The 12,298-nt window shown below is 47.7% G+C and carries 11 protein-coding genes; 8 read left to right on the top strand and 3 right to left on the bottom strand.

Going from position 1 to position 12,298, the window contains the following annotated elements; translation table 11 throughout:
• Positions 1-63 precede the first annotated feature (63 nt).
• The 7 genes from PHW04_14570 (at position 64) to PHW04_14600 (ending at position 7,387) form a co-directional block, all read left to right on the top strand.
• A complete protein-coding gene (locus PHW04_14570) occupies positions 64-1,614 on the top strand; it encodes a hypothetical protein (GenBank protein ID MDD2717112.1) in 1,551 nt (516 codons plus the stop codon).
• Positions 1,615-1,629: 15 nt separating this feature from the next.
• Positions 1,630-2,703: a DNA polymerase IV gene (dinB, locus tag PHW04_14575; protein ID MDD2717113.1), complete on the top strand. Its 1,074-nt coding sequence runs from the start codon at positions 1,630-1,632 to the stop codon at positions 2,701-2,703.
• Positions 2,704-2,825: 122 nt separating this feature from the next.
• Positions 2,826-4,364: a phospholipase D-like domain-containing protein gene (locus PHW04_14580; GenBank protein ID MDD2717114.1), complete on the top strand. Its 1,539-nt coding sequence runs from the start codon at positions 2,826-2,828 to the stop codon at positions 4,362-4,364.
• 15 nt (positions 4,365-4,379) lie between these two features.
• Positions 4,380-5,132 carry an EFR1 family ferrodoxin gene (locus PHW04_14585; GenBank protein ID MDD2717115.1) on the top strand — a complete coding sequence of 251 codons (753 nt, stop codon included), beginning with the start codon at positions 4,380-4,382 and terminating at the stop codon, positions 5,130-5,132.
• Positions 5,133-5,202: 70 nt separating this feature from the next.
• Complete coding sequence (locus PHW04_14590; GenBank protein ID MDD2717116.1) at positions 5,203-5,535, top strand: CGGC domain-containing protein; 333 nt, start codon at positions 5,203-5,205, stop codon at positions 5,533-5,535.
• 59 nt (positions 5,536-5,594) lie between these two features.
• Positions 5,595-5,804, top strand: coding sequence for a hypothetical protein (locus PHW04_14595; GenBank protein ID MDD2717117.1), 210 nt, complete (start codon positions 5,595-5,597; stop codon positions 5,802-5,804).
• 299 nt (positions 5,805-6,103) lie between these two features.
• Positions 6,104-7,387: an ankyrin repeat domain-containing protein gene (locus tag PHW04_14600; GenBank protein MDD2717118.1), complete on the top strand. Its 1,284-nt coding sequence runs from the start codon at positions 6,104-6,106 to the stop codon at positions 7,385-7,387.
• Between the two features lie 121 nt (positions 7,388-7,508).
• On the opposite strand, the gene PHW04_14605 is transcribed toward PHW04_14600, so the two are convergent.
• The 3 genes from PHW04_14605 to PHW04_14615 form a co-directional block, all read right to left on the bottom strand.
• The gene (locus PHW04_14605; protein ID MDD2717119.1) at positions 7,509-7,751 is read right to left on the bottom strand and encodes a DUF2442 domain-containing protein; all 243 of its coding nucleotides are present in this window, start codon (positions 7,749-7,751) and stop codon (positions 7,509-7,511) included.
• Positions 7,751-8,020 (bottom strand): DUF4160 domain-containing protein, encoded by a 270-nt coding sequence (locus PHW04_14610; protein MDD2717120.1) that lies wholly within the window; start codon positions 8,018-8,020, stop codon positions 7,751-7,753. Before PHW04_14610 ends, PHW04_14605 begins: the two co-directional genes overlap by 1 nt.
• Before the next feature lie 117 nt (positions 8,021-8,137).
• Positions 8,138-10,426, bottom strand: a complete 2,289-nt coding sequence (locus tag PHW04_14615; protein MDD2717121.1) for a hypothetical protein — start codon at positions 10,424-10,426, stop codon at positions 8,138-8,140.
• A gap of 151 nt (positions 10,427-10,577) precedes the next feature.
• On the opposite strand from PHW04_14615, the gene PHW04_14620 reads away from it, so the two are divergent.
• Positions 10,578-12,152 (top strand): ankyrin repeat domain-containing protein, encoded by a 1,575-nt coding sequence (locus tag PHW04_14620; GenBank protein ID MDD2717122.1) that lies wholly within the window; start codon positions 10,578-10,580, stop codon positions 12,150-12,152.
• Positions 12,153-12,298: the final 146 nt, after the last annotated feature.

Genomic DNA, 12,298 nt, shown 5'->3' on the forward strand with positions numbered 1-12,298 from the left:
AATCTAGAGAAAATGTAAATAAAATTTTGACGCTCCATCTCAGCCGGTATAATATAATTGATCATGAGAATATTCTTTTTACTGAGCATATTTACATTCTTTTCTCTGTCTGCTGATCCGCTTGCAATTCCTGGCAATGCCGGGATTGATGTTCTCAGCCGGATCAAGGGAGACTATCTGCTGTTTTTTGCCGGCTTGATCCTGCTTGGGATTCTCGTCTACGCAATCAGAAGAGCGAAACGCCTCTGGCAGTTCGGCTCAAAGCTTTCCGACAGCGTGGAGAGACTGGAACTTGAAATGAGGGAACTTTATACGATCGCCAGAAAAGACAAGGACCAGCGGATCAGGATCGCCGCTGCATCCCAGATCCCAGATCAGAAACTGTTGTTCAATTTATGCATGAAAGAATCCGACCCCCAGGTCAGCCTTACCGCTGCCAGGAAACTGACTGACCTCAGGCTCCTGGAAGAGCTTGGCAGAACCTGTCCGCTGCCTGAAGTCCGGTCCCTGGCCGTCGAATATCTGGGAGAATCGAAAAAATACACGGACTGGCTGTTTGCGGAACTTGTAGCCAGCGAAAAAGACCAGTCAGTGCGCAGGTCGATCGTGAAGAACATTTCTGATCAGCAACTGCTGCTGCAGCTCTTTGGATCCGAAACAGATACTGAAATGAAAATCGCGGCTGTTTCCGCGCTGTCTGACCAGAAAATCCTCGCTGAAATCATCCGCACTGAAAAGAACTGGGCAATCCGGCAGGAAGCAGTAAAAAACTGCTCAGATGAAAAACTGCTTTCTTTGCTTGCAGATTCGGATGAGTTTTACCAGATAAGGCTGGCTGCGACGAAAAAGCTGGCAAATTTCGAGAGCCTGTCTGACTACATCCAGAAAACCGAAAATCAGTCTTTTCTCTGTGACATTGCAAAGAATGAAACAGATGAAAAAATTGCTATGGAAGCCCTTTCCAGGGTGACACTGCAGGGTGAACTGACTGAAATCGCAGTCAGCGCTTCCAGCTGGAATCTGAGAAAGCACTCAATGTTGAAACTGACTTCAACCACCAGATTGCTTGACGCGATCGCCTCCATGTCCGAAAAAAAAGACCTGCCATCCCTGAAAGAGATACTCAATGACATTGTTTCCCACGAAGAGGACTGGAAAATCTGCAAAGCGGCAGCAGGATTTTTAGACAGCCAGGAGCTGCTGGAGAAAACCGAGCAGGACTTCCGTCAGAGCGAAGTTTATTCCATCTGGAACATACTCAAGGAAAGCCTTTATGCCAGGAGACTGATGATAGAGCTGAAAAAAATGGGATTCATCAGTGCAGCCAGAACAGAGGATGGCATTGAATGCAGGAGTCAGGAAGGTTCACTCCTGGTGATGGTTTCCAGTCAATATGTTTATTATTGCATCTATACTTTCAGGGAAGGGGAACAGATGGTGCTCGTACTTACTCAGGATGATGGAGTGGGTAAAGTGGCCGGAGAGTATGAAGTCTACAGCGCACTTCGGAGACTGAATAACCATTTCCCGGATCGGATAGAGAGAATCAAGGCAGAGGCTGAGGCAAAGATTGCAGCAGAGGCGAACCCGAAGGAAGAGGCAGCAAAGAGCTGAGGTCCCGGTAAAAAAGTGAGTATCCGCAAGATTATCCATATTGACATGGACGCTTTTTTTGCTGCAGTCGAGCAGCGAGATAATCCGGCACTGAAAGGCAAACCTGTAATTGTGGGCGGCCCTCCTAACAGCCGAGGAGTAGTAGCCGCCTGCTCCTATGAAGCCAGAAAATTCGGAATTCACTCTGCCATGCCTTCGAGCAAGGCTTATCGCTTATGCCCCCAGGCTGTCTTTGTGAAAGGGAGATTTCCTGCCTACAGGGAGGTTTCTGAGCAGATCCGTGAAATTTTTCTGGATTATACGGATCTGGTGGAACCACTTTCGCTGGATGAAGCATTTCTGGATGTGACAGAGAATAAGAAAGGGATGCGTTCTGCAAGCAGAATCGCGGCTGAGATCAGAAAAAGGATCTTCGAAAAGACCCGGCTCACTGCTTCGGCGGGTGTTTCCTACAATAAATTTCTGGCCAAGGTGGCAACTGACTTCAAAAAGCCGGACGGGATGACTGTGATCACTCCGGAACTGGCTTGTGCCTTTATTGAAAGCCTTCCAATCGGCAAATTTTACGGAATCGGCAAAGTGACGGAAAAGAAAATGCTTGAACTTGGAATAAATTGCGGGGCAGAGTTAAAAAAACTGTCCAAAGTTGAATTGGTAGGGTTGTTCGGCAAGACGGGTGAATTCTATTACAACATCGTGCGCGGCAATGATGACCGGCCGGTGACCCCTGAACATGAGAGTCATTCTCTTGGCACTGAAACCACCTTTCAGAAGGACATCGACGACAGGAACGAGATGCTGGAAGTGCTTGAAAAACTCGCTGCCAGGGTAGACAAGGAACTCAGGGAAGAAGGCCTGGCAGGCCGCACAGTCACCCTCAAGGTGAAATATTCTGATTTTGTCCAGATCACGCGCAGTGTAACCCTCCAGAGGCCGGTAGAGGATGTAGAGGACATCATGGAACAGGTCAGGCTTCTGCTTGAAAAGACGGATGCCGGAGAGAGGAAAGTCAGGCTGCTCGGTGTCACAGTATCAGGATTCTCTTCTGAAGTTCAGATTTTTTATGAACAGCTCTGCTTCAAATTTTAAGCGCTTCTCCTAAAGTGCCATAAAAAAAACAGAGACCATCCGGATTTGAGCGAGATTTAGATTGACTTGCCTGGATATTTTCTCTATAATGAAATAGGGCTAGAGTAGAGAAAGGAAATAGAATGAAGTATGGAATCAGACCTTTCTTAATTTTTGTTTTATTCTCGAATCTGGTCTGCGCTTCCACATTCGAATGCTATTTCAACTGGCCACTCTCAGGCACCACTGATTTAGATCGAGCCATCATCGGATTCATCGATGGAGCAAACACTTCCCTCGACATCAGCATTTATCAGCTTGACCATCCAGGCATCACCACTTCCATTGTCAATGCAGCCAAACGCTTAGGCAAAGGTAAGGTACGCGTAGTGACTGAATCCACTTATTACAATAACGATAAATATACTTCGTACAAGACGCTTGAAGTAGCGGGAATTACCATTGTGGCGGATGATGCCGGAGGCTCAGACCGTGGATTATGCCACCACAAATTTATCATCCGCGACAGTAAGGCAGTACTCTGTGGAGCCACTAATTTCACAACCAACTGCATCAACAAGAACAACAACAATGTCCTGATCATGAACACGGCATCAGTGGTTCCAATTTTCCAGCAGGAATTCAACCAGATGTTTCAGGATAAGAAATTCTCCACCAGGAAGACCGCCTCAAGTCTCAATCATGTGCTTTCTGTCAACGGCAAGCGTCTGGAAGTGTATTTCTCCCCCTGTGACATCCCCCGGGACAAACTGCTGCGGGAAATCGCCAATGCCAAGACCTCGATCGTTTTCTGCATCTTCACTTTTACAGACGAAGGCATTGCCCAGGCTCTGATTGAGAAGAAAAAAGCCGGTCTGGATGTGCGCGGGGTTTATGACAAACTTCAGGCCAGCACAACTTATTGTACTTATAAAACCCTTTCCGATGCCGGAGTTCCAGTAAAACAGGATGCACACAAGGGTTTGCTGCACGACAAATTCATGGTGATCGACGGTGAAGGGAAAAACCCTGTACTGCTCACCGGCTCGTTCAACTGGACTGATACTGCCAATTCTGCCAATGATGACAACCTGGTGATCCTGGAGAATAAGACTGTGGCAGATGCATATTACCAGCAGTTTAAAATGAATTTTGAGGCAGGCAGCAGAATGGACGGGAGAACTATGGCTGAACCGAAGCTTATGATCAGCAAGGTAGGAATAGCAGCAGGATGTGTGAACTGGGTGGAAATTTATTGCCATGATGACGGCAACCACGGTTTGGGAGCGGACATCGGTGGTTTCAGACTTGAAGGAGAGAGCGTGGTGGCCGTGCTGCCGGACGGATTTTCCATCAGGAGCAGTGAATTCCTGGTTTTTTCCACTGAAAATTTCATGAAAACAGTGAATCGCTCGGTTTTGAAACTGAGAGTTTCCGATGATTCCATGGCTGCAATGAAGAACAATCTGGTTTTGAAGGATTGTCAGGGCATTCCAGTGGACAGTGAATTGATCCGCCGTGATATCCTGCTGCACGATTATGTGTTGAGCAGGGACGCCTTGTTTATGGACACAGACAGCCCGAACGACTGGATCGTAACTGTCACAGCCGAACCAGGAGTTAAAGTGCGGGCTGTTTCCGATGTTTCCAGGGCTGTGAGCAGGATGACTGGTCCGGATTAAGGAAGATCTTTCTCCATGAAAATAATCGATTTTTATTACTTTTCCGGCACTGGAAATACTTTTTTAATCGTACGGAGAATGGCAGAGGTTTTTAAAAAAAGCGGTGTTGAGACCCGTCTGGCCAGGATCGAATCTGCAAACCGGCGGGATCTGGACACAACCCATGCCCTGGGAATCGCTTTCCCTGTTGCCGGATGGTACACATATCCTTTCGTGCAGAAATTCATCGAAAGTTTGCCTGCTGTTTCAGGGACTCCTGTTTTTCTTGCAGCCACAATGGCCGGATCGTGCCTCGGCCTGATGGGTGGATTGCGAAAACTGCTTGAAGATAAGGGTTACAAGCCTGCAGGAGCCAAAGTCTTTGTGATGCCAAGCAATCTGCTGATCATTGAAAAAGATGAAGTTGCCCGAAAAAAGGTGGCAAAGGGTCTGCGCAGGGCTGAACGCTTTGCCAGGCAGATCCTGATTGGGAAAGCCAAATGGAAACGGATCCCGTTCCTGTCGGATTTTTCCCTTGTGCTCGGGAGGAAGATCTGGAAGCTCAACTGGCAGATGCTGGGAGTTGACACATCACTTTGCAGCCGCTGCCGGCTCTGCTTAAAACTCTGTCCTGTTTCCAACATCCGGATGGGCGAGTATCCTGAACATCAGGGAAGATGCGAATACTGCATGCGCTGCATCTCTTTCTGCCCGAACCAGGCGATCACTTTCTGGAAGAAGCATGTCAAAACTTATAAAGCTGTGAAAGCTGAAGCCTTACTGGATTGAGTAGTCGGGTGACAGTTGCCGACTGTAGGGGCAACGCTTGCCGTTGCCCAATCTTCTCGAAGGAGCAGTAATGAAAAAAGCAGGCATCATCCGCTGTCAGCAGACAGAAGACATGTGCCCAGGCACTACTGATTTCAAGAATGCGGCGCAGGGCAGCGGGGCATTTGAAAAAACTGGTCCTGTTGAAATAACAGGCTTTACAAGCTGCGGTGGCTGCCCTGGTAAAAGAGCTGTAACCAGAGTGAAATTCATGGTGGAATGGGGTGCAGAAGTGATTGTCTTCGCTTCCTGCATATCCAAAGGAACACCGATCAACTTTCCCTGCCCGCATTTCCAGGTGATGAAAGCAGCAATCATCAGCGAAATCGGGCCTGAGATTGAGATCATTGATTTCACCCATTAATGCTTTCCTGTCGAATCTGAGTTATAATTATTAAATCAGGGGATTTTGAAAGGCCATACATGAACATGGAACTTCCGCGCATCAACAAAACTGTGATCGCGGTCACCTCACTTGGCGATTCAGAGGAAGAAAAGCGCTACTGGCTGTCTAAAACTGCTTCAGAGCGCCTGAACGCCATCGAACATAACCGGAGAATGGTTTATGGCATCCATAGAACTTCATCCAGACTTCAAAGACTTCTTGAGACTTCTGAACTCGCACAGATTTAGAGGACATTGAACATATCTCCTGACTTGCCAGGGGCTTCACACACAGGAAAATTAAAGGCATTCATATGCAGTCAAAGGAGGGATTTCTTCCACCCTTTGAGATCCCTCCAATCAGAGGGACTCCGCCCTCTGTCATATGATTGACAAGGGCTGGATTTGCCAATAATATTTTGATAGCAGGCAGTTAAAATTTACAAAGTCAGATATCGAACAAAACTAATCAGGATCCTGCAAAAGAGCTGGAATGACTTCTGCTCTACAGTGTTGCTGTTTGGAAATCATTTTCAGGCAAGATGCAGATGAAGGGAGCCATTTTGGACCCAATTACTTTAGCATTGATTGTTACGTACTTCGTTATCCCGGTTAGTGTACCTTTGTTGCTGCTTTTGCTTACTTCACCTATCTGGTGGCCCTGGACCGAAAAAAAGGCGCTAAGATTCATCAAGTTATTTGCCATGCCCTGGATTCCTATATTCTTCATTAATTTCTTGGGGATGTTTTTAATTATCTACATTGCTCATACACGCTTGTATTTTGCCCAACCTCGTGGTGGCCACTGGGGTTTTGCACCGGACAGGACAGAATGGAAGCCACCTTATTCAGAAGATCATCCGTTTAATTCTCGGGAGTATGAAAAGAAGAAAAAAGAAGCAGAAGAGAAAAACCGTCCACTGAAAAAAATATTCTTCGCACAGACCACTTGGGAAGTTCAAGCATTGCTCGATCAAGGCGTTGATGTAAATGCTGAGGACGAAAACGGAATCACCCCACTGATGTTCGCAGTTCACAGGCGGGACTTGACAATTACAAAATATCTAATTGGAAAAGGCGCTGACGTGGAGCATTTAGATGGTGTAGATCACTATCCGATTTTTCTGGAACTGTTTTACGGGAATTCAAATATTGTTATCAATTACCATGTGAAAGAGATTAAAAGCATGCCAAGCATGGAATTGTTAGAATTACTTGTACGTTCAGGTGCCGACATCGACCGCTTTTTTAAAACAGAATGCCAACACTGCAGTATTAACTGTGATGTGCTGAAAATGTGCAAGTTAATGCATGCCAAAGACAGTGACAAAATTAACCTGATAGGTGACGGGCATGAAAACAGATCAATACAAAAATGGACGATTTATACGTTTTTCATCGTATGTCCGATCCTGGTTTTTCTGAATTTTGCCAGAGCGGTCTGGCTTGATGTCAAGGGCGACTTGTATAAAAAGCAGTTATACTTCTCCTTTTTTATGCTGATTATTCTTGCGTTTATCAGCCCGTTTTTTGATTATCTGGATTATGCTGTGTTGATCAATGGCTTCAGAAATTTCCGCTTTGAATTAACGACTTTTTTGGCTTTCCTTTTGCCCAATCTGCTCATGATGTTCATTCTCTGGGCCAATTGCAGAAAAATCACAGCACTGCGGATGAGAAATATCCTGCCTGATTTTCATGATATTGCAGTAAAAATAGCGCTTCTGATCCTGTATGGTTTTTCTGCCATTGCCTTTCAGAGTTACATGGTGCTGCAAATCATTCTAAGAATAAATTCTTTTGGAGATTGGGCTTTTAGAAACTGGAAATAAGGGGGTGCAATGAAAAAGCTGAGCTGCCCGGCTGCGGGAGGCCGGGAGATCGGGGAAGATGGGGACGGTAGGAATGCGGCGGGATGGATTGCAGGGAGCTTGTTTGAGTTATAGAAGATTTTCAGGAACTAAGAAGGGCTGGGATCAATCCAGCCTCGATCGTATCTGCGGATAGATCGGCACCGCAGCCCCATTCGATATAGTAAATGCCGTTTACAATCCGCAGGAATTCTGCGGTTTCCTGCAGAGGCTGGAAGACATCGTACTTCAGGTAAGGGGAAACGTCGAAAATGCCTTCGCGACCCTCTTCAGTTGTTACCAGGATCTTATGATCTTTAAGAGGCTGGATTTCCTTGATCCGCATTATTCCAGTCCTTTGATCGAAAATGGTTTCTGCCCGTCAACCACTAAATTCCAGTCAGCCATCAAGTCGTCCCTGTGGATCTCAATCCAGGCGATGATCAGCTTATGTTTTCCAGGCGGCAGTGAACCGGACAGCACTTGGCCGTCAGGAATTGAATACACTGCTACTGAACCCTGGTATTCAGCATGAAAATGCGGCGAATGGTGTTTTTCGATGTCCCGAAAGAACATCCTGATGATAATACCGAAAAACATTGAAATTGCTGGCATTGCTGTCCTCCAAATAGAATTCTACCCAATTTTCCGGATTGATTCAAGTACTGAGCCGTATCTGATAATGAAAAAAGGCCGGGTATGCCGGCCTTTTTGACATGCGAGGGTTGAAGTTCAGCGAGGCAGCACGTCTGAGTTGTAAGTCACCTGGTAGATGATTTCGTTGATATTGTGATAAATAGCCGCGTATTCGCTGGAACCGATGTTGTTCTCGAATCTCTGGATGTCTGCACCGCCGAACATTACAGTTGTGTAAAGGTTGGACGGGCTGGAAGCCTTTTTCGTCAGTTCGATCAGATAGCGGGGCAGGACTTCAGAGAAGAATCCTTTCTGCTCGTAAATCCTGCGCAGTATGTCCAGGGACTGGAACATGTCAGTCTGGCTCATTTCCTGGAAGGAACCGACAATCGAAGAAGCCATGTTCCAGTAATACTGGCCGCCCCAGTTTTCATTGGCGAGCCTGGCTGCGTCTTTTTTGGGTTGTGGCCATTTGCTGTCTATATATACCCAGTCCTGAAAGTTACTTCCCCCGTTGTTCTGATTATTCTGCGGAGCATGGTACTCAAACTCCCGGATGATCGGGAGCATGGCTGCCCAGAGATCACTCTCAGGCAGCTTGGCATTGTGAATATCCTGGAAAGCGTTGTTCTTGAGCGCGATCTTGACCTGGGAGTTGAAATTGTCTGTGTATTTGTAATCATTGAATGCATTGAATCCTATGGCTGCAGCCAGATCAGGCCCGAAGTTCTGGTTGAGCATCTGGATGAAGTCCCTCAGCTCTCCTTCGCGGCAGCGCTTGTCAAAATGATTGATTGTCAGCACCACGTCAAAGAGAGAGGTGGGTTTCCAGTCCGGCTGTGCGCCCTGGAAGCTGAAGGCTGTGTAAGAAGTGTTCTCCTTCCAGAAACCGAAGAGCAGTGAAAAGCCGGTGTTCCTGGTATAGATCGGGTAAAGATAGTGATTGGCAGTGTTGTCCTGATTGATCACTCTGACCTTGTTGAAAACATAGGAAGTGGATGAGGTGGCATTGATCAGGTTGATGCCGAGCTTGACGCTCGAATTTTTTGATTCTGAGTAGTTGCTGCCCATGAAAGGGCGGTCCACGCGGCGCTGTGAGGCTTGCAGATCTTTATCAGCCTGGAAGATGGCTTCCGCAGGTTCCATGTCGCCGAATACGATTTCATCCAGGTGATTGTTGGCCAGAAATTCCTTGCCTACCTGGACTGACTTGAATTTAAGCGTGCTCTTGAGCAGGGATTCATAAGCATTGACTGCGTCCGCATCACGCAGGTCGAAGATATAGTCGCAGGTAAGCTGCTCGCCCTTGATGTAGGAAGCTGAGAAGGCGAAGAAATTCGTATCCAGGATCCTGGCGATGATGGCGTCGATATTGATCTTTCCGACCACAGGGTCATAGCCGAAGAAGTTGATGCCGAAGCTCGCTGAAACACCGCCTGCGACACCCTGGGAACGGATGCCGCTGACCTTCATCCGCACATGATTTTCGTCCATTTTATAGATGTTGATCCTGAATTCGCCTGTGAGCAAAACTCCTCCTGAGGCCCCAGTGGAGAAGACACCCTGGCTCCAGCCGGCTGAGAGACCGGCATTGATACCCATCCTGGCTGGAATGGAGACAAAATCTCCGGTTTCCATGGCTCTGACTTTTTCCGCGTTGACAGGAAGTGAAATCGGTGTTTTAGGGAGTGCTTTAAGTGCAGTCACTTTATCTTTGAAATGGCGGACAAAGATGATCTCGCGTTCCGCACAGATGTTGAAATAGAGCGGAAGACTGCCTCCGACAGCGTCTTTCAGCAGTGTCATGGCATTGATGTTGATCTTGGGGATCCAGCGGTCGACTCTGGTGTGCATGGCTTTGGCATAATTGGAATCCAGATTGTATTTATAGGCTGCCGAGATATTGATGCCTTCAAGAATATCCGCGTTGTACAAGTCATAGCCTGTGCTGATATCGTAATTCATGATGGCTTCATAAGCCTGTTCCTTGAGCGCTCCTATCTTTTCATCCACCTTCTCGAAAAAATCACGGGTTTCGACACGGACCGGCTCATGAGCGATTCTTTCTTTGGAGGGGTAGAGCACATTGTCCCTGTCATTCACGGCAAACGGAGCGAAGAAGTCTGTGGCCCGTTCCAGGAGCAGCGGATCAGCAGGTGAAGTGGATGCGATCTGGGCGAAATTTCCGCCAAGATCAATCATCATTTCTTCGTAACTGAGCTCTGCGGTTCCTGCTGCTACGCCTTTCAGGTCTGTGAAGACACGGTTGAATCTCGGATCCTGCGCCGATAGTTTTCCCATAGTTGTCAGGATCAGGTTGAGATCAGCCGCTTGAAGCGAGAAGGCAGTCAGCAGGATGAGAGCTGAAAACAGTTTGCAGACCATGTTCCCCCCGGTTTTGTGATTTTTTTAATTATATCCGGGAATGGAGTTTTTTCAACGAGAATCTTAGCATTATTTGGGAATATTTCAGCAGAAAACGATTTCGATTGATCCCTTTCTGGAGGAATTCCAGGGCAGGTGATATAATCCGGGAATGCCTAAATTCATCCTGATGATTATGTTTGTCTGTTCTGTTTACTGTCTTCCAGCCACTGAAGAGATAAACGCTACCGTGGAATCCGGGATCTTCGCAGCCATCGATTCACACGACAGGCAGCTTTTGAAGAAAGAAATTATTTCAGGGGCAGACCTTTCACAGACAGACAAAGACGGCAATAATCCCCTGATCTGCGCAGTGAGCGGCGGGGACCTGACCATTGTGAAAATGCTTGTGACAGCAGGTGCAGATGTGAATTGCATTGAACCCACCTTTAAATATTCTCCTCTCCTTTTACTGACCGGGGTAAACGCAAACGCTGAGATTGCGAAATTCCTGATCGAACATGGCGCTGACGTCAATGCCGAGGACGTGACAGGCAGGAGCGTGATACAGCATGCCCTGGAAGACAGCAACCGTGAACTGGTTGCCCTGCTGCTGCAGAAAGGAGTGAAGTTCAAAGAATCATACCTGAGTCTGATCAAGGACAAGCTCATGGCAGAGACCGTGTTTTCAAAAATTCCGGATCTGGACAGCAGACAGGCAGGGCTGATCCTTTCCTCAGCCAGATCAAAAGATCTGGTGGATCTGATGATCCTGCGCGGAGTGGATGTCAATCTGAGGGGTGCCGGCGGCAGGACTGCGCTGATGAACACCGATGATTACGAAACTGCCAGGCTGCTGATCGAGCGGGGGGCGATTGTCAATCTCACGGATGAAGCCGGGATCACGCCCCTGATGAATTCCAGGAACACCTTAGTTTCTGAACTGCTCTGCACCTGTGGCGCCAATGTGAACGACAGGGATTGCAACGGCAGGACAGCCCTGCATCATATCCTGGGCAGTGAAGGTGATCCGGATAGCGGGACTTACCCCGGCAAAGTGATTTATGATCTTGTCAGGACTCTGGTTTTCTATGGCGCTGACGTGAATCTGAAAGATAGGGAAGGCCTGACGCCGCTGATGCTGGTTAAAGACATAGAGACTGCAGATTTTCTGCTTGATCATGGTGCCGGTCTTGAGGCCAGGGATCTGCTTGGCAATACAGCACTCTGGTTTGCTGCAGCTTCCGGATCGTCCGAACTGCTGCAGCTCTATCTGAAAGCCGGAGCCAATGTGCTATCCAGAAACAATGAAGGCAGGACAGCGCTGATGAATTCCAAGTCGGATCTGGCGGAAATACTGATCAAGGCAGGGGCTGACGTAAACGCTGCCGACATGGAGGGATTGACTGCATTGATGATAGCTGCCGGAGAGGATGATTCGGAGATGGTCGGGCTTCTGCTCCGGTACAACGGGGCAGTGACACCGCACGACAAGGACGGCAACACAGCCCTTCATCACGCTGTGATGGCTGAACTCTGGGAAAACAACAGAGTGGTGGAACTGCTGCTCAAAGCAGGTGCAGACTTATCGCTCACAAACTCGGCCGGCCGAAACGCGCTTGATTTAGCTAAGGCTCGGCTTCAGGCTGTACGCATGGAAGCTCAATCTTCCCCTTCCTTTGAGGGGAATGTTTCACTTTATGAGCAGATGATAGAGATGATCAAGGAGAAGAGCGGACAGAATTAGAGCTTTTAATTTTTCTCCACATGAAATCTCGCCTGTGCAGTATGTCCTTCCTGATCCATGACCAGGAGAAAGTTCCAGCCTGGCTGGAAAGCCAGGGGAAGCCTGTGCCGGCCTGAAGTTTCACCGAGATAGATCTTGTTCAGATA

This window comes from Candidatus Wallbacteria bacterium (genome assembly GCA_028687545.1).
Taxonomy (GTDB): Bacteria; Muiribacteriota; JAQTZZ01; order JAQTZZ01; family JAQTZZ01; genus JAQTZZ01.